We start from the raw sequence: 17,305 nt of genomic DNA, 5'->3' as shown, positions 1-17,305 counted from the left end.
CTCAGGCGGGCGCGGCGGCGAGGCGGGCGGGGTCGAACAGGCCGATGGGGTGGGCGGTGGAGCCGGTCAGGGCCAGGTCGGCGAGGATCTCGCCGACGACGGGCACGAACTTGAAGCCGTGCCCCGAGAACCCGCAGGCCACGGTGACCGACTGCGGGTGCGCGGGGTGCCGGGCGATGACGAAGTGTTCGTCCGGGGTGTTGGAGTACATGCAGGTCGCGGCCTTGAGGAAGGTGCCGGGCAGGTCGGGGATGCAGCGGGACATGTGGTCCGCCATGGCCTTGACCTCGTGCTCGTGCACGGTCCGGTCGATGGTCTCCGGGGTGCACTCGACGCCCTTGCGGAAGAAGGCGACCTTGGCGCCGAGCTCGGGGCCGTCGATGGCCGGGAAGCCGTAGACCTGGACGCCTGCCGCGTCCTCCCAGATGTAGATCGGGTGGTGGGCGGGGACGAAGGCGTCCGTGCCGCCCCTCGGCTGGAACCAGTACATGATCTGCCGCTCGATGGTGAAGGGCACCCCGAGGTCGGTGAGCAGTTGCGGCGCCCACGCGCCGGGGCAGATCACCATCTGCCCGGCCGTGTAGGTGTTCTCGGCCGTGTGCACCCGCACGCCGTCCCGGTACGGTTCCCAGCGCACCATCGGCTCGTCGAAGTGCAGCTCCGCGCCCTGCCGGGTGGCCAGCTGGAGATGGGCGGCGACGGTGTTCTCGGGCCTGAGGAGACCGGCCTTCTCCTCGTACAGCGCCACCTCGTCGTCGTGCGGGTTCAGGGTCGGGAAGCGGCGGCGGATCTCCCTGGCGTCCAGCATCTGGTGCGGCAGGTCCCACGCGGTCGCCGACCGCAGGGAGCCGGAGACGGTCCGCGAGTCGGGCGGGCCGACCATCACCCCGCCGGAGAGGACGGCGATCTCCCGGCCGGTGGCCCGCTCCAGGTCCTCGTACAGCTCGTAGGCGCGCAGCAGCAGCGGGACGTACGCCGGGTCCTCGAAGTACGACTGCCGGGTGACCCGCGAACCGCCGTGGCTGGAGCCCCGGTTGTGCACCGGGCCGAACTTCTCCAGGCCGAGCACGCGGGCGCCGCGGGCGGACAGATGGTGGGCGGCGGCGCTGCCCATGCCGCCGAGACCGATGACGATCACGTCGTACGTGGGGGACATGTCTGCCTCCTATCGGCGGATGCGGGTCATCTTCGGGTCGAACAGCGGCTCTTCGGCGACGGTGGCCGGCACCTTCTCGCCGAAGTACTCGATGTGCACGGCGGCTCCGGTGGTGAGGTGCGCGGGCAGCCAGGCGTACGCGACGCAGCGGCCCAGCGTGTAGCCGTAGGACGCGCTGGTCACATAACCGGCGGGGGTGCCGTCGACGAAGACGGGCTCCTTGCCGAGGACCACGGCGGCCGGGTCGTCCAGGAGGAGGGGTGTGAGGCGGCGGCTCGGCGCGGCGGCGGCCTCCAGCGCGGCCTTGCCGGTGAACTCCTCCTTGTCCATCCGCACCGCGAAGCCGACGCCCGCCTCGAACGGGTCGTGCTCGTCGGTCATGTCCGTGCCCCAGGCGCGGTAGCCCTTCTCCAGCCGCAGCGAGTTGAAGGCCGACCGCCCGGCCGCGATCACCCCGAGGTCCCGGCCCGCCTCCCACAGCGTGTCCCACAGCCGGAGCCCCAGGTCGGCGGTGGTGTACAGCTCCCAGCCCAGTTCACCGACGTAACTGAGCCGCATCGCCGTGACCGGGACATGCCCGATGTAGGTCTCCTTCGCCCGGAAGTAGCCGAAGCCCTCGTGAGAGAAGTCGTCAGCGGTGAGTGGCTGGACGAGGTCGCGGGCGAGCGGGCCCCAGACGCCGACGCAGCAGGTGCCGGAGGTGATGTCGCGGATGTGGGTATCGGCCGGGGCGTGCCGCAGCAGCCAGTCGAGGTCGGCGGGAGAGTTGGCGCCGACCTGGAAGCGGTCGGGGGCCAGGCGGGCCACGGTGAGGTCGGAGCGGACGCCGCCGGTGTCGTCGAGGAGCAGGGTGTAGGTGACCGCGCCCGGCTTCTTGCGGAGGTTGTTGCTGGTCATGCGGTTGAGGAAGGCGAGCGCGCCGGGGCCGGTGACCTCCAGGCGGCGCAACGGGGTCATGTCGTAGAGGGCGACCTTCTCGCGGGTCGCCGTCGCCTCGGCCGCGGCGATGGGGGACCAGTAGCGGGCGGACCAGGCGTCGCGTTCGGGGAGGCCACCGAGCGCGTCCACGAGCGGGGCGTTCGCCTCGTACCAGTGCGGGCGCTCCCAGCCGGCGCCCTCCAGGAAGAACGCGCCGAGTTCCCGCTGGCGGGCGTAGAAGGGGCTGACCCGCAGCGGACGCGGGTGCTCCATCGGCTGGAGGGGGTGGAGGACGTCGTACACCTCGACGAACTGCTGTGCACCGCGCTCACGGACGTACGACGGTGAACGCTGCGCGTCCTCGAAACGCGTGAGGTCGCACTCGTGGACGTCCAGGGAGGGCCGCCCGTCGACCATCCACTCGGCGACGGCCTTGGCGACCCCGGCGGAGTGGGTGACCCAGACCGCCTCGGCCAGCCAGAAGCCCCTCAGCCGCCGTGACTCGCCGAGCACCGGCATGCCGTCGGGGGTGAAGGAGAAGACCCCGTTGAAGCCGGTGTCGATCTCCGTCTCGCGCAGGGCGGGGATCAGCCTGCGGCAGTCGTCCCAGCCGGGGGCCCAGTCCTCTTCGGTGAAGGGGTAGGAGGAGGGCATGTCCATGCTCTGGGCGCGGGCCTCGTCGTACGGCGGGATCGCGAAGGGGTCGACGGGCATCGGCCGGTGGGCGTAACTGCCGATGCCGATACGGTCCGTGTGCTCACGGAAGTACAGGTCGCGGTCCTGGAAGCGGAGGATGGGCTTCGAGGCTTCGGCGGTGGCACCGCTCAGCTCGGGGAGCGGCTTCGTCCTCGCGTACTGGTGGGCGAGCGGTTGCAGCGGTACGTCGATCCCCGCCATGCGGCCGATGACCGGGCCCCAGAAACCGGCCGCGGAGACGACGTGGTCGGCGGGGAAGGTGCCCCGGTCGGTGACCACGCCCGTGACCCGGCCGTCCTCCTTCTCGATCCCGGTGACTGTGTGGCGGTCCAGGAAACGGGCGCCCCTGCGGGCGGCGCGTTCCATCTGTGCCCGGCAGGCGAGCAGCGCGCGGGCCAGTCCGTCGTCGGGGGTGTGGAAGCCGCCGAGGACGACCGACTTGTCGAGGAGCGGCCAGAGTTCCTCGCAGCGGGCCGCGCTCACCACCTCGCCGCGGATGCCCCAGGCGGCGGCGTAACCGGCTCTGCGGTGCAGCTCGGCGAGGCGCTCCGGGGTGGTGGCCAGCTCCAGGCCGCCGACCTGGTTGAAGCACGGGACCCCGTCGGCTTCCAGGGAGGAGAACTTCTCGACCGTGTACCGCGCGAACTCCGCGAGGGTCTTGGACGGGCTGGTCTGGAAGACGAGGCCCGGCGCGTGCGAGGTGGAGCCGCCGGGGGCGGGCAGCGGGCCCTGTTCGAGGACGGTGACGTCGCTCCAGCCGCGCGCGGTGAGCTCGTCGGCGAGCGAGCAGCCGACGATGCCGGCGCCGATGACGACGACGCGCGGACCCTGGAGCCGGTTTTCGGGGGTGCTGGACATGCCCCTCCTTGTGGTGGCGGGGATGGCAGGTTCGGGGGAGTCGCTCAGGCGGCGGGCAGGTGAGGCCGCTCGGCGGCGATCGTCGTGTCCTGGCCGTGGCCGGTGTGGACGACGGTGTCGCCCGGCAGGGTGAACAGCCGGGCGCGGATGGACGCCTCGATGGCGGGGCGGTCGGAATACGAGCGGCCGGTGGCGCCGGGGCCGCCGTGGAAGAGGGTGTCGCCGGTGAACACCGCGTCGAGGAACGGGGCGTAGAGGCAGCAACTGCCCCAGGTGTGGCCGGGGGTGTGGACGACCCGCAGCTCGATGCCGGCGACGGCGAGGACGCGGCCGTCGGTCAGCTCGCCGTCCGGTTTGCGGCCGGGGTGGGTGTGGGACCACAGCTCGTGGTCGTCGGGGTGGAGCAGGACGGGTGCGCCGGTGCGGGTGGAGAGTTCGGCGGCGGCGTCGATGTGGTCGTCGTGGGCGTGGGTGCACACGACGGCGGTGACCCGCCGTCCCGCGACCGCCGCCTCGATCGCGTTCGCGTCGTGCGCGGCGTCGACGACGAGCACCTCCTCGTCGTCCCCGATCAGCCAGACGTTGTTGTCGACGTCGAAGGTCTCGCCGTCCAGGCTGAAGGTGCCGGAGGTGACGACGCGCTCGACGCGCACGGCCCCGTGGACGCTCACAGCACCACCACCGAGCGCAGTACCTCGCCCCGGTGCATCTTGGCGAACGCCTCCTCCACCTGGTCGAGGGCGATGGTCTCGGACACGAAGGCGTTGAGGTCCAGCAGTCCGTACAGGTACTGGTCGATGAGGAACGGGAAGTCGCGGCTGGGCAGGCAGTCGCCGTACCAGGACGACTTGATGGCGCCGCCGCGCGAGAACACGTCGATGAGGGGGAGCTCCACCTTCATCTCGGGGGAGGGGACGCCCACCTGGACCAGCAGACCGGCGTGGTCGCGCATGTAGAAGGCCTGGGTGAAGGTCTCCGGTCGGCCCACCGCGTCGATCGCGATGTCGACGCCGAAGCCGTCGGTGAGCGCGCGGACCGCCTCGACGGGGTCGGTGCCACGGGAGTTGACCGTGTGCGTGGCGCCGAACTTCTCCGCCTGGTCCAGCTTCTTGTCGTCGATGTCGACGGCGATGACCTTCATCGCGCCGTTGAGGCAGGCACCGGCGATGGCCGCGTTGCCGACGCCGCCGCAGCCGATGACGGCCACCGAGTCGCCGCGGCCGACGTTGCCGGTGTTGACGGCTGCCCCGTACCCGGCCATCACGCCACAGCCGATCAGGCCCGCGGCCTCGGGGCGGGCGGCCGGGTCGATCTTCACGGCCTGACCGGCCGCGACCAGTGTCTTCTCGGCGAAGGCGCCGATGCCGAGGGCGTTGGAGAGCGGGGTGCCGTCCAGCAGGGTCATCGGCTGGGCGGCGTTGCGGGAGTCGAAGCAGTACCAGGGGCGGCCACGGCGGCAGGAACGACAACTTCCGCAGGGGGCGCGCCAGGCGAGCACCACGTAGTCGCCGGGTACGAGGTCGGTCACCCCGGGGCCGACCGCCTCGATGGTGCCGGCCGCCTCATGGCCCAGCAGGAACGGGAAGTCGTCGTTGATCGCGCCCTCCCGGTAGTGCAGATCCGTGTGGCAGACACCGCAGGCCTGCACGGTGACGAGGACCTCACCGGGCCCGGGGTCGGGGACGAGGATCGTCCGCACCTCGACGGGTGCGCCCTTCTTCACAGCAACTACGGCACGGACCTCGTGTGGCACGACCACGCTCCTCTGCTGTTGCGCAATGCACGATGGGTTGCGCGATGAGGAACATATTGAGAACGCCCTCACGGAGCCGTCAAGAGGTGCGCGTTAACCCTTGGCAAAAGGCGTCCGCGGGGCGAAACCTGCCGGACACACAGCCGCGCGGGACCAGGGAGTTCCCGGTCCCGCGCGGTGGTCGTGACCCGATTCGGCCGCCGGAGGCCGAGCGGACCGGCCGTCCAGCCGGCCTCGGTCAGAAGCCGTAGCCCATACGGCGCGACAGCTCGGCCCCGGCCGCCACCGTCCGCTTCGCCAGCTCCGGCAGCCGGTCCGCGTTCAGTCGGTACACCGGCCCCGAGACGCTGATCGCCGCGATCACCTTGCCGTCGTGGGCCCGGACCGGTGCGGCCACGGCGGCGAGCCCCAGCTCCAGCTCCTCGATGGTGACTCCGTAGCCCTGCTGGACGACGGCCTCCAGTTCGCCGCGCAGCGCCGAGGCCCCGGTGATCGTCCGCTCGGTGAAGCGGTGCAGGGGGCGTGCCAGCAGGCCCTCGCGCAGGGTCGGCGGCAGGTGGGCGAGCAGCACCTTGCCGCTGGAGGTGGCGTGCAGCGGGGTGCGTCTGCCCAGCCAGTTCTGCGCCGTCACCGACGCGGTGCCGCGGGCCTGCATGATGTTGACCGCCGCGTCGTCGTCGAGCACGGCGATGTTCACCGTCTCGCCCAGCTCGTCGGCGAGTTCCCGGCAGACCGGGACGCCCTCCTGCGAGATGTCCAGCCGCACTGCCGCCGCCCCCGCCAGGCGTAGTACGCCGGCCCCCAGGTAGTACTTGCCGCGGTCCTTCGCCTGGGCCACCAGGCCGCGGTTCTCCAGGACGCCGAGCAGCCGGAACGCGGTGGACTTGTGCACCTCCAGCTCCTCCGCGATCTCGGTGACGCCCGCCTCGCCGTGCCGGGCGAGGATCTCCAGGACGCTCACCGCGCGGTCCACCGACTGCACGGCGCTCGCCGTTCCCCGGCCGTTCTGCCTCTCGGGGCTTTCGGCCTTCTCCTCGCTGCGGTCAGACTGCTTCTGCGTGCGGGTCATGGCTCAACTCTCACCACCTGTCGGCCCGGTTTGGGCCGCATCTGCGGGAAACCCTTGACGCGACGGTCATCCCGCCCGGATTCTGTTGCGCATAGCGCGAGATCGTGCGCCATGTGAAACATCATGTTACCGAAGCGTCCGAATCCCGGAAGGGTGCCGGACGCCCTGGACCAACGGCGGTCCGCAACTCCTCACCGCTTCACCTTCACCGCCCGGACCGAAGCAGGTCCGGACTCCCTGACTGCCTGCACCGAGCAGGTCTGGACCGAGGGTCCCGGACCGCGCGTCCCGGACCGAGAGGGGGGCCCGTGATACCCGTCTGCCGCCTCGAAGACCTCCCCGAGGGCGAGTGCGTCCGCGTCGAGACCACTCCACCCATCGCCGTGTTCCGCACCGACGACGGCGAGCTGTACGCCATCGACGACACCTGTACGCACCAGGACGCGTCCCTCTCCGAGGGATGGCTGGAGGGCTGCCTGGTCGAATGCCCGCTGCACGCCGCGTCATTCGACCTCCGCACCGGAGAGCCGACCTGTTTCCCGGCCCGCCGCCCCGTCCGCACCCACCGCGTCACGGTGGACGAGGGACTCATCCACGTCCACCTGATGGCGGAAGAGGGAACGGCCGCATGACGGCCTCGACCGAGAGGAGCCGTGCGGCATGAGAACCGTGACCGTCGTCGGCGCCTCGCTCTCCGGCCTCTACGCGGCCCGTGAGCTGCGCGCCCAGGGCTTCGACGGCCGACTGGTGATCGTCGGCGACGAACCCCACCGCCCCTATGACCGGCCTCCCCTCTCCAAGGACTTCCTCACGGGCCGCGCCGACGAGGACGCCCTCGCCCTCACGGACCCCGAGGAGACCGGCCGGCTCGACGCCGAATGGCTCCTCGGCGTCCGCGCCCGTGGCCTCGACCCCCGTGGTCGCACCGTGCTGCTCGACGACGGCCGTACCGTCTCCACCGACGGCGTCGTCATCGCCACCGGCGCGGCGGCCCGCCGCCTCCCCGGCGACAGCCTCACCGGGGTGCACACCCTGCGCACCCTCGACGACGCCCGCGCCCTGCGCGCGGAACTCACGCGAGGCCCGCGTCAGGTCGTCGTCATCGGCGGCGGCTTCATCGGCGCCGAGACCGCCTCCTCCTGCGCCGCCCTGGGCCACCGCGTCACCGTCGTCGAGGCCGCCCCGCTCCCGCTCGTGCCCCAACTCGGCGCCGAGATGGCCGCCGTGTGCGCCGGACTGCACCGCCGCGGCGGGGTGGACCTGGTCACCGGCACGGGCGTCGCCGGACTGCGCGGCACCGCCGCCGTCACCGGCGTGGAGCTCGGCGACGGCCGCGTCCTCCCGGCCGACGTGGTGATCGTCGGGATCGGCGCCACGCCCCACACCGCCTGGCTGGCGGGCTCCACGCTCGCCCTGCACGACGGGGTGCTGTGCGACGACGGCTGTGTGACCGCGCTGCCCCAGGTGGTCGCCGTCGGCGACGTGGCCCGGGTGGCCGGCAGCCGGGCCGAACACTGGACCTCCGCGACCGAGCAGCCCCGCGTCGCCGTGGCCAACCTGCTCGCCGGCCGCACCCTCGAGGCCGTCAGGTCGGTGCCGTACTTCTGGTCCGACCAGTACGGGGCGCGCATCCAGTTCGCCGGCCGACGCAGGGACGGTGACACCGTCCGTGTCGCCGAGGGCGAGTTCGCCGATGGGGGTCCGGGTGAGGGGGGCTTCCTCGTCCGGTACGAACGGGACGGCCGCACCGTCGCGGTGCTCTCCGTGGACCACCCGCGCCCCTTCATGCGGGCGCGACGCGAACTCCTGCGCGAGGAGAGCGAGGTGAACCGGGCACAGCCCGCCGCGCTGTGAACGCGGGGCGGCGGCGCTGTGACGCCCGCCCCGTGTCTCAGGGGTGCGACAGCTGTCCCGCGCCGCCCCGCCGGCGTATGCGCGCCCGCTCGCGCTCGGCGGCCCGCGCCTCCCGGCGAGCGGCGCGCCGCTCACGCCGCAGGGAACGGGCCGTGCTGCTCGGCACCGACACCACGCCGTTGCGCTGGTTCCACACCTGACGGGTCACCCACACGTCGACCGCGCCCCAGGTGGCCACGACCGTGCTCGCCACACTGCTGATCACCATCGGGAACGCCAGCCAGGACCCCGCCATCGTGCACAGGAAGGCCACCATGGCCTGGATGAGCGTCACCGCGATGATGAGCACCGCGCGCACGGCGGCCGTCCGCACCGGGTCGGGGAGCCGCCGCCGTCGCGCGGGCTCCTCGACCCACAACGGCCGGTAGAACGAATCCTGTTGCGTTCCGGCCCCCTCTGTGTCGCGCTCAGTCGACTCTCCGTCAAACCCATGTGACGGAATGTCGCGATCCGGCGCCTGTGAGCCCCTCCGTTCCTTCGAGAGCACCGCCACCCCGTCCTCGGGTGCCTCGTGCCGCTCAGCCGTGCCCATCACCCTGTCACTCCCCACCGCCGGCAAACCGCTCGCTCCGGTGTCCGAAGACACCAACTCCCCAGTGGCTGCCCGGCTTGCGCTGTTTTACGCTGCCCGGTTGCGGGATGCGGCTCCTGTGGCCGATTCCGCACCCATCTCCCGAAGAGAAGGACGAACGGCGCGTCACGAAGATTCCCACCAATCGAAAAAATTCGGCCAACCGGCCCGCTGGGCACATCCCGTTCCACTCCGCCCCGGCCGCCTCGATCGCGGTGGCAATCTCCCGTAATGCCCGGACAACTCGCCATGTCTTGCCGTCGGTGCGGAAGTTCAGCCTCCGGACACGTCTTCGAGTTAACGGTGTGGCGGTAGTAGGCTCGCGCCGTTTGTTGACGCACATGCGTGCCCCCGACCGGCGGGGGTCGAGCTGGGGGAGGCCATGCGCTTTCGCGGGAAGTCCATCCGCCGGAAGATCGTGGCGCTTCTTCTCGTGCCGCTGGTGTCCCTGACCGCGATCTGGGGTTTCGCGACCGTGCTCACGGGGCGCGAAGTGGCCCGGCTGTTCCACGTGACGGACATCGTGGAGGACATCGGCTACCCCACCGAGGACACCGTCCGCGTCCTGCAGCAGGAACGCCGCCAGACCCTCGTCTACCTCGCCGACCCCCGTGCCTCCGACGCGCTCACCGCGCTCCGCCGCACCCGGGCCGCCACGGACGATGCCATCCGCAAGATCCGTAAGAACGCCAAGGACTCCGACATCCGCGGCAACATGGACCCGGACGACAGCGAGCACCTCACCGCGGTGCTGGACGCCTTTGCCGGCATCGACTCCCTGCGCCGCAGCATCGAGGAGGGCACGGTCGACCGGGCCCAGGCCCTGGACCAGTACAACAGCCTGGTCGACCCCTGCTACGGCCTGCTGGCCACCCTCGACGGCATCGACGACGTCGAGATGGACAAACAGGCCCGCGCCCTCGTCAACATCACCCGCGCCCGCGAACTGCTCTCCCGCGAGGACGCCCTGGTCGGCTCCGCACTGGTCGTCGGGAAACTCTCCGCCGTCGAGACGCGAGACGTCTCCGACCTCGTCGCCCAGCGCAGCCTCCTGTACGAGATGAGCCTGCCGCTGCTGCCCGCCACGGAACGCGACCGCTACGAACGCTTCTGGAACAACGCCACCACCGCTCCGCTGCGCGCGGCCGAGCAGGACATCGCCGCCATCCGCTCCGGCACCCCGCACGACGTCAGCGCCAAGACCTGGGACGCCGCCGCGGGCAATGTGCTCGACGAACTCCGCACCCTCGACGACCAGGTCGGCGACCGCTACCAGGACCGCATCCGGCCGGTGGCCTTCGGCGTGATCGTCCAGGCGGCCGTCGCCGGCGTCCTCGGGCTGGTCGCGCTGCTGCTCTCCGTCGTGCTGTCCGTCCGCGTCGGCCGCAGCCTCATTCGCGACCTGCGCCAACTGCGCATGGAGGCGCACGACGCGTCCGGCGTCCGGCTGCCCAGCGTGATGCGCAGGCTCTCCGCGGGCGAGCAGGTCGACGTGGAGACCGAGGTACCACGCCTGGAGTACGACAGGAACGAGATCGGCGAGGTCGGCCAGGCGCTCAACACCCTGCAGCGTGCCGCCGTCGAGGCCGCCGTCAAACAGGCCGAGCTGCGCGCCGGGGTCTCCGAGGTCTTCGTGAACCTCGCCCGCCGCAGCCAGGTGCTCCTGCACAAGCAGCTCACGCTGCTCGACACCATGGAGCGCAGGACCGAGGACACCGACGAACTCGCCGACCTCTTCCGGCTCGACCACCTCACCACCCGCATGCGCCGGCACGCCGAGGGCCTGGTGATCCTCTCCGGCGCCGCTCCCTCGCGGCAGTGGCGCAAGCCCGTGCAGCTCATGGACGTCGTCCGCGCCGCCGTGGCCGAGGTCGAGGACTACGAGCGCATCGAGGTCCGCCGGCTGCCGCGCGTCGCGGTCACCGGTCCGGCCGTCGCCGACCTCACCCATCTCGTGGCCGAACTCCTCGAGAACGCCACGGTGTTCTCGCCACCGCACACCGCCGTGCAGGTCCTCGGCGAGCGGGTCGCCAACGGCTTCACCCTGGAGATCCACGACCGGGGCCTCGGCATGGCCGCCGAAGCACTGCTGGACGCCAACCTCCGGCTCGCCGAGACACCCGAGTTCGAGCTCTCCGACACCGACCGGCTCGGCCTGTTCGTGGTCAGCCGGCTCGCCCAGCGCCAGAACGTCCGCGTCTCGTTGCAGCCGTCGCCCTACGGCGGCACCACCGCGGTCGTGTTCATCCCCGACGTGCTGCTCACGGACGACGTACCGGACACCAACGGCATCGGCTTCCGCCTCGACCGGGAGCGGCCCGCGAAGGCGGTCGGCCGGGAGGAGAGCCGTACGTCGGCGCTGTCCCAGTCGCCCGCGCCGCCCGGTCTGCCGCCCTCGCTCCTGGACGGCCCGGTCGAGCTGGAGGCACCCGTCGACCTCGACGCCCTCGACGGCTTCCCGGGCGCCCTCACCGACGAGGACAGCGAACGCGGCGGGCTCTTCCTCCCCCGCCGCCCCCGCTCCGGCGCGGACGAGGCCCCGGCGCAGCTGGGTGAGCTCCATCAGCAGCTCCCCGGCGCCCAAGACCGGACGGGTGCCGACGACCGCCCGAACGCCCCCGTGCCGCTGCCCCGGCGCGGTACGCCCAAGCTGGTGAGCTCGCACGGGCGGCCCGTCACCGAGCAGCGGTCGCGGCGCGACGAGGCGGACCAGAAGTCCCTCCCGGGTGCCGGACCGCGCCGACCGGAGCAGGGCGCGGACCCGGCTCCGCTCCCGACCCGCCGCCGTGGCGAGACGGCGGCGCGCCGGGCCACCGGACTGGCCGACCGCGTCGACGAGCGTGACCGGTTCCCGGCCTCCGGCCCCGACGAGCAGTCCGAGGCCCCGGAGCTGCCCCGGCGCAGCCGTCGCCCCGCGATCGCCCCCGGCGGCCCCGGCGGCCCGTCCGCCGACGGCCCGCCCCGGGCCGCCGAGTCCGGCACCGGACCGCTGCCCAGACGCGTCCGGCAGGCCAACCTGGCACCACAGCTGAGGCAGGACCCCGAACGGCGGCCCGGGCGCGAGGCGGAGCCCGTCGAGCGCGACGCCGACGAGGTACGCAGCCGGATGGCCTCGCTCCAGCGCGGCTGGCAGCGTGGTCGTGAGGAGAACGCCACGGGCGACGGGGCCCAAAACGGCACAGCACAAGGAACGACTAAGGGGGACGGTCGATGACCGCACCGAAGGCCACCGGCCACAGCGCGACGAACAACGGGGAGCTGAACTGGCTCCTCGACGACCTCGTCGACCGGGTCGCCAGCATCCGCAAGGCCGTCGTGCTCTCCGGCGACGGCCTGCCCACCGGGGTGTCCAAGGACCTCACCAGGGAGGACGGCGAGCACCTGGCCGCCGTGGCCTCCGGCTTCCACAGCCTCGCCAAGGGCGTCGGCCGCCACTTCGAGGCGGGCACGGTCCGGCAGACCGTCGTCGAGCTCGACGACGCCTTCCTCTTCGTGACGGCCGCCGGTGACGGCAGCTGCCTCGCCGTCCTCTCGGACGCCGACTCCGACGTGGGCCAGGTCGCGTACGAGATGACGCTCCTGGTCAAGCGGGTCGGGGTGCATCTGGGCACCGCCCCGCGCACCGATCTGCCCGCAGGCGGGTAGTGGGATGACATGAGCGGAGACGGTCAGGGAAGAAGCCACTGGTTCGACGACGAGGCCGGACCGGTCGTCCGCCCCTACGCCATGACGCGGGGCCGCACCACGAGTGCGGCCCAGCATCGCCTCGACCTGATCGCGGTGGTCGTCACGGAGTCCCACGCGGACGACCCGGAAGCGGACCAGACACTGTCCCCGGAACACGTGGACATCGTCGAGCTGTGCCGCGAGACCCCGCAGTCGGTCGCCGAGCTCGCCGCCGAGCTCGACCTGCCCATCGGAGTGGTGCGGGTCCTCATCGGCGATCTTGTGAACGAGGAACTCGTCCACGTCAACCGTCCGGTACCCCCGGCCGAGCTGCCGGACGAGAGTATTCTGCGCGACGTGATCAACGGCCTCCGGGCGCTGTGAGCGGCGCGGAAGCGGGGTAGTGACGTGACTGGCTGGCAGTTCTGGGTCGACCGAGGCGGCACCTTCACCGACGTCGTCGCGCGGCGCCCGGACGGCCGGCTGCTCACGCACAAACTGCTGTCCGACAACCCGGCCCGGTACGCCGACGCGGCCGTCGCCGGTGTGCGCGCGCTGCTCGACGGCTCCGAGGAGCCCGTCGATGCCGTCCGTATGGGCACGACGGTCGCCACCAACGCACTTCTGGAACGCAAGGGCGCGCGCACCCTCCTTATCGTCACCCGGGGCTTCCAGGACGCCCTGCGCATCGCCTACCAGAACCGCCCCCACATCTTCGCCCGCCGCATCGAACTGCCGGAGCTGCTCTACGAGCGGGTCGTCGAGGTCGACGAGCGCATCGCCGCCGACGGCACCGTCCTGCGGGCCCCCGACCTGGACGCGCTCGCGGGCCCGCTCCAGCAGGCGTACGACGACGGGATCCGCGCCGTCGCCGTCGTCTGCATGCACAGCCACCTCCACCCCGCCCACGAACGGGCCGTCGGCGAGCTGGCCGCTCGCACCGGCTTCCCGCAGATCTCGCTGTCCAGCGAGGTCAGCCCGCTGATGAAACTCGTCCCGCGCGGGGACACCGCCGTCGTCGACGCCTACCTCTCGCCCGTGCTGCGCCGCTACGTCCAGCACGTCGCCGGCGAGCTCGAAGGCGTGCGGCTGATGTTCATGCAGTCCAACGGCGGGCTCGCCGAGGCCGGGCAGTTCCGCGGCAAGGACGCCGTCCTGTCCGGGCCGGCCGGCGGCATCGTCGGCATGGCCCGCATGTCGCAGCTCGCCGGCTTCGACCGTGTCATCGGCTTCGACATGGGCGGCACCTCCACCGACGTCTCCCACTTCGCAGGCGAGTACGAACGCGTCTTCACCACAAGGCTCGCGGGCGTCCGGCTGCGCGCTCCCATGCTGGACATCCACACCGTCGCCGCCGGTGGCGGTTCGGTGCTGCACTTCGACGGCTCCCGCTACCGGGTGGGCCCGGACTCGGCGGGCGCGGACCCCGGACCCGCCTGCTACCGCGGCGGCGGCCCGCTCGCGGTCACCGACGCCAACGTCATGCTCGGCCGCATCCAGCCCGCGCACTTCCCCCAGGTCTTCGGCCCCGGCGGGGACCAGCCACTGGACGCCGCACTCGTCCGCGACCGCTTCACGACTCTCGCGCGCGAGATCCGCGAACGGACCGGCGACGACCGCACCCCGGAGCAGGTCGCCGAGGGCTATCTGCAGATCGCCGTCGCCAACATCGCGGGCGCCGTGAAGCGGATCTCCGTCCAGAAGGGCCACGACGTCACCCGCTACGCCCTCACCACCTTCGGCGGCGCGGGCGGTCAGCACGCGTGCCTCGTCGCCGACTCGCTCGGCATCCGCACCGTCCTCGTACCGCCCATGGCCGGTCTTCTCTCCGCGCTCGGCATCGGCCTCGCCGACACCACCGCCATGCGCGAGCAGTCCGTCGAGGCACCCCTGGAGGCCGCCTCGATGCCGGGCGTGCGGAAGACGGCCGACGAGCTGGAGGCCGCGGCCCGCGCCGAACTCCTCGCCGAGGACGTCCCGCCGGACCGCATCAGGATCACCCGCCGGGCCCAGCTCCGCTACGACGGCACGGACACCACCCTCACGGTCGAGCTGACCGGGCCCGACAGCATGCGGCACGCCTTCGAAGAACGTCATCGCGCCACGTACTCCTTCACCCTCGACCGCCCGATCGTCGTCGAAGCCCTCTCCGTGGAAGCCACCGGCATCACCGACCCCCCCGATCTCTCCGCACTCGCCCCCTACGAGGGCCACGCCGCCGCTCCCGACACCGTCCGTCTGCACACCGGCGGGTCCTGGCGCGACGTACCCCTCCACCGCCGCGAGGACCTGCCCCCCGGCGAGACCGTCACCGGCCCCGCGATCATCACCGAGGCCGGCGCGACGACCGTCGTCGACGACGGCTGGCGGGCCGCGGCCACCGACGACGGGCATCTGGTCATGGAACGCGCGGTGGTCACACAGAGTTCCGAACTCGACACGGAAACCGATCCGGTTCTCCTCGAGGTGTTCAACAACCTGTTCATGTCCATCGCCGAACAGATGGGCGCCCGGCTGGAGTCGACGGCCCAGTCCGTCAACATCAAAGAACGTCTGGACTTCTCCTGCGCCCTGTTCGACCCGGACGGAAACCTGGTGGCCAACGCCCCGCACATCCCCGTCCACCTGGGCTCCATGGGCACCAGCGTCAAGGAGGTCATCCGCCGCCGAAGCGACTCGATGAGGCCGGGCGACACCTACGCCGTCAATGACCCGTACCACGGCGGCACCCACCTGCCCGACGTCACCGTCATCACCCCGGTGTTCGACACGGAGGGTGACCGCACCCTCTTCTACGTCGCCTCACGCGGCCACCACGCCGAGATCGGCGGCATCGCACCGGGCTCCATGCCCGCCGACAGCCGCACCATCGACGAGGAGGGCGTCCTCTTCGACAACTGGCTGCTCGCCGAGAACGGCCGGCTCCGCGAGGAGGAGACCCTCCGCCTGCTGACCGAGGCGCCCCACCCCTCCCGCAACCCCCGGACCAACCTCGCCGACCTGCGCGCCCAGATCGCCGCCAACCGCAAGGGCGTCGACGAGGTCGGCCGCATGATCGAGGACTTCGGCCTCGACGTCGTCCAGGCCTACATGCGGCACGTCCAGGACAACGCCGAGGAGGCGGTCCGCCGTGTCATCGACGCCCTGGACGACGGCGAGTACGCCTACGAGACCGACTCGGGCGCCGTCATCCACGTCCAGGTGCGCGTCGACCGCGACAACCGCCGCGCCACCATCGACTTCGCCGGTACCTCCGCGCAGCTCGAAAGCAACTTCAACGCCCCCTACTCGGTCGTCAACGCCGCCGTGCTCTACGTCTTCCGCACCCTGGTGGCCGACGACATCCCGCTCAACGACGGCTGCCTGCGCCCCCTGGACATCCTCGTACCGCCCGGATCGATGCTGGCCCCCGAGCCTCCGGCCGCGGTGGTCGCGGGCAACGTCGAGACCTCGCAGGCCATCACCGGCGCCCTGTACGCGGCGCTCGGCGTCCAGGCCGAGGGATCCGGGACCATGAACAACGTCACCTTCGGAAACGACCGCCACCAGTACTACGAGACCGTCGCCTCCGGATCCGGCGCCGGCGACGGCTTCCCCGGCGCGAGTGTCGTGCAGACCCACATGACCAACTCGCGCCTGACCGACCCGGAAGTACTGGAGTGGCGACTGCCCGTGCGGCTGGAGGAGTTCGCGGTCCGGCCGGGGAGCGGCGGCGCCGGGCGCTGGCGCGGCGGGGACGGCGCGGTGCGTCGTATCCGCTTCGGCGAGGCCATGACCGTCTCCACGCTGTCCCAGCACCGCCGGGTCCCGCCGTACGGAATGGCGGGCGGCTGCCCGGGCGCTCTGGGCGTCAACCGTGTGGAACGGGCCGACGGCACGGTCACCGCACTCGGCGGAAGCGACTCGGCGGACGTCGGCCCCGGAGACGTACTCGTCATCGAAACCCCTGGTGGCGGCGGCTACGGCCCACCGTCACCCGACCCCCATCAAGCAGGAGAAGAGATCGATGATCTTCGGGCGTTCTGAGCGCGGCAAGCCCCCGGTCGAGCCCGTCACGCTCAAGATCCTGGTGGCCGGCGGCTTCGGCGTGGGCAAGACGACCATGGTCGGAGCGGTCAGCGAGATCAGGCCGCTGCGCACCGAGGAGCTGCTCACCGAGGCCGGGCGCCCGGTGGACGACACCAGCGGTGTGGAGGGCAAGCGCACCACCACCGTGGCCATGGACTTCGGCCGCATCACGCTGCGCGAGGACCTGGTGCTGTATCTGTTCGGGACGCCCGGGCAGGAGCGGTTCTGGTTCATGTGGGACGAGCTCTCCGAAGGGGCGCTGGGCGCGGTGGTCCTGGCGGACACCCGTCGGCTGGAGGACTGCTTCGCCGCCGTCGACTACTTCGAGCGGCGCTCCATCCCCTTCGTCGTCGGCGTCAACTGCTTCGAGGGAGCCGTCCGCTATCCGGCCGAGGACGTCCGCCAGGCCCTCGACCTCGACGACGACGTACCGCTCGTACTGTGCGACGCACGGGACCGGGAGTCCGTCAAGGACGTGTTGATCGGGGTCGTCCAGCACGCCATGGCGTACGCGGCCGATCGCCGCCAGGCCGTGACCACCTGACGCGCCGTTCGACACCGACGCACCACCCCGCAGACACGAGCACGGCCCGTACCCCGCCGACCGGGGTACGGGCCGTGGTCCATGGGCTGCCC

The 17,305-nt window shown here is 71.8% G+C and carries 13 protein-coding genes; 7 read left to right on the top strand and 6 right to left on the bottom strand.

Annotated elements, in window-relative coordinates:
* Position 1 precedes the first annotated feature (1 nt).
* From solA to ACZ7L0_RS37815, 5 genes are all read right to left on the bottom strand, one after another.
* Positions 2 to 1,156 (bottom strand): N-methyl-L-tryptophan oxidase, encoded by a 1,155-nt coding sequence (gene solA, locus ACZ7L0_RS37835; RefSeq protein ID WP_471247111.1) that lies wholly within the window; start codon positions 1,154 to 1,156, stop codon positions 2 to 4.
* Between the two features lie 9 nt (positions 1,157 to 1,165).
* Positions 1,166 to 3,628, bottom strand: coding sequence for a GcvT family protein (locus tag ACZ7L0_RS37830; protein ID WP_471247110.1), 2,463 nt, complete (start codon positions 3,626 to 3,628; stop codon positions 1,166 to 1,168).
* Positions 3,629 to 3,672: 44 nt separating this feature from the next.
* On the bottom strand, positions 3,673 to 4,299 hold the full coding sequence (locus ACZ7L0_RS37825; protein ID WP_471247109.1) for an MBL fold metallo-hydrolase: 627 nt from the start codon (positions 4,297 to 4,299) through the stop codon (positions 3,673 to 3,675).
* Positions 4,296 to 5,381, bottom strand: coding sequence for an S-(hydroxymethyl)mycothiol dehydrogenase (locus ACZ7L0_RS37820; protein ID WP_471247108.1), 1,086 nt, complete (start codon positions 5,379 to 5,381; stop codon positions 4,296 to 4,298). Before ACZ7L0_RS37820 ends, ACZ7L0_RS37825 begins: the two co-directional genes overlap by 4 nt.
* A gap of 238 nt (positions 5,382 to 5,619) precedes the next feature.
* Positions 5,620 to 6,450: an IclR family transcriptional regulator gene (locus ACZ7L0_RS37815; RefSeq protein ID WP_471247107.1), complete on the bottom strand. Its 831-nt coding sequence runs from the start codon at positions 6,448 to 6,450 to the stop codon at positions 5,620 to 5,622.
* Between the two features lie 308 nt (positions 6,451 to 6,758).
* Here ACZ7L0_RS37815 and ACZ7L0_RS37810 point away from each other — a divergent pair, with 308 nt between their 5' ends.
* Both ACZ7L0_RS37810 and ACZ7L0_RS37805 read left to right on the top strand, forming a co-directional pair.
* On the top strand, positions 6,759 to 7,082 hold the full coding sequence (locus tag ACZ7L0_RS37810; RefSeq protein WP_471247106.1) for a bifunctional 3-phenylpropionate/cinnamic acid dioxygenase ferredoxin subunit: 324 nt from the start codon (positions 6,759 to 6,761) through the stop codon (positions 7,080 to 7,082).
* Between the two features lie 28 nt (positions 7,083 to 7,110).
* Entirely contained in the window at positions 7,111 to 8,304 is a 1,194-nt protein-coding gene (locus ACZ7L0_RS37805; protein ID WP_471247105.1) for an NAD(P)/FAD-dependent oxidoreductase, read from the top strand.
* 37 nt (positions 8,305 to 8,341) lie between these two features.
* Here ACZ7L0_RS37805 and ACZ7L0_RS37800 read toward each other — a convergent pair whose 3' ends face one another.
* Entirely contained in the window at positions 8,342 to 8,896 is a 555-nt protein-coding gene (locus ACZ7L0_RS37800) for a hypothetical protein (RefSeq protein ID WP_471247194.1), read from the bottom strand.
* A gap of 421 nt (positions 8,897 to 9,317) precedes the next feature.
* Between ACZ7L0_RS37800 and ACZ7L0_RS37795 the strand changes: the two genes are divergently transcribed.
* From ACZ7L0_RS37795 to ACZ7L0_RS37775, 5 genes are read left to right on the top strand one after another with little or no spacing between them, the layout of a single operon-like run.
* Positions 9,318 to 12,149 (top strand): sensor histidine kinase, encoded by a 2,832-nt coding sequence (locus ACZ7L0_RS37795; RefSeq protein ID WP_471247104.1) that lies wholly within the window; start codon positions 9,318 to 9,320, stop codon positions 12,147 to 12,149.
* Complete coding sequence (locus tag ACZ7L0_RS37790; RefSeq protein WP_471247103.1) at positions 12,146 to 12,580, top strand: roadblock/LC7 domain-containing protein; 435 nt, start codon at positions 12,146 to 12,148, stop codon at positions 12,578 to 12,580. The genes ACZ7L0_RS37795 and ACZ7L0_RS37790 overlap by 4 nt, the downstream gene beginning before the upstream one ends.
* Positions 12,581 to 12,589: 9 nt before the next feature.
* Positions 12,590 to 12,985: a DUF742 domain-containing protein gene (locus tag ACZ7L0_RS37785; RefSeq protein WP_471247102.1), complete on the top strand. Its 396-nt coding sequence runs from the start codon at positions 12,590 to 12,592 to the stop codon at positions 12,983 to 12,985.
* Positions 12,986 to 13,009: 24 nt separating this feature from the next.
* Positions 13,010 to 16,627 (top strand): hydantoinase B/oxoprolinase family protein, encoded by a 3,618-nt coding sequence (locus ACZ7L0_RS37780; RefSeq protein WP_471247101.1) that lies wholly within the window; start codon positions 13,010 to 13,012, stop codon positions 16,625 to 16,627.
* Positions 16,608 to 17,213 carry a GTP-binding protein gene (locus tag ACZ7L0_RS37775; protein ID WP_471247100.1) on the top strand — a complete coding sequence of 202 codons (606 nt, stop codon included), beginning with the start codon at positions 16,608 to 16,610 and terminating at the stop codon, positions 17,211 to 17,213. The genes ACZ7L0_RS37780 and ACZ7L0_RS37775 overlap by 20 nt, the downstream gene beginning before the upstream one ends.
* Positions 17,214 to 17,305: the final 92 nt, after the last annotated feature.

Source organism: Streptomyces sp. NPDC039424, from assembly GCF_055639495.1.
This window is presented reverse-complemented; position numbering and strand designations above follow the sequence as displayed.

Coding starts and splice junctions, on each gene's coding strand:
- ACZ7L0_RS37785 (WP_471247102.1), top strand. CDS start 12,590: ATGAGCGGAGACGGTCAGGGAAGAAGCCACTGGTTCGACGACGAGGCC.
- ACZ7L0_RS37775 (WP_471247100.1), top strand. CDS start 16,608: ATGATCTTCGGGCGTTCTGAGCGCGGCAAGCCCCCGGTCGAGCCCGTC.
- ACZ7L0_RS37830 (WP_471247110.1), bottom strand. CDS start 3,628: ATGTCCAGCACCCCCGAAAACCGGCTCCAGGGTCCGCGCGTCGTCGTC.
- solA (WP_471247111.1), bottom strand. CDS start 1,156: ATGTCCCCCACGTACGACGTGATCGTCATCGGTCTCGGCGGCATGGGC.
- ACZ7L0_RS37815 (WP_471247107.1), bottom strand. CDS start 6,450: ATGACCCGCACGCAGAAGCAGTCTGACCGCAGCGAGGAGAAGGCCGAA.
- ACZ7L0_RS37800 (WP_471247194.1), bottom strand. CDS start 8,896: ATGGGCACGGCTGAGCGGCACGAGGCACCCGAGGACGGGGTGGCGGTG.
- ACZ7L0_RS37790 (WP_471247103.1), top strand. CDS start 12,146: ATGACCGCACCGAAGGCCACCGGCCACAGCGCGACGAACAACGGGGAG.
- ACZ7L0_RS37805 (WP_471247105.1), top strand. CDS start 7,111: ATGAGAACCGTGACCGTCGTCGGCGCCTCGCTCTCCGGCCTCTACGCG.
- ACZ7L0_RS37795 (WP_471247104.1), top strand. CDS start 9,318: ATGCGCTTTCGCGGGAAGTCCATCCGCCGGAAGATCGTGGCGCTTCTT.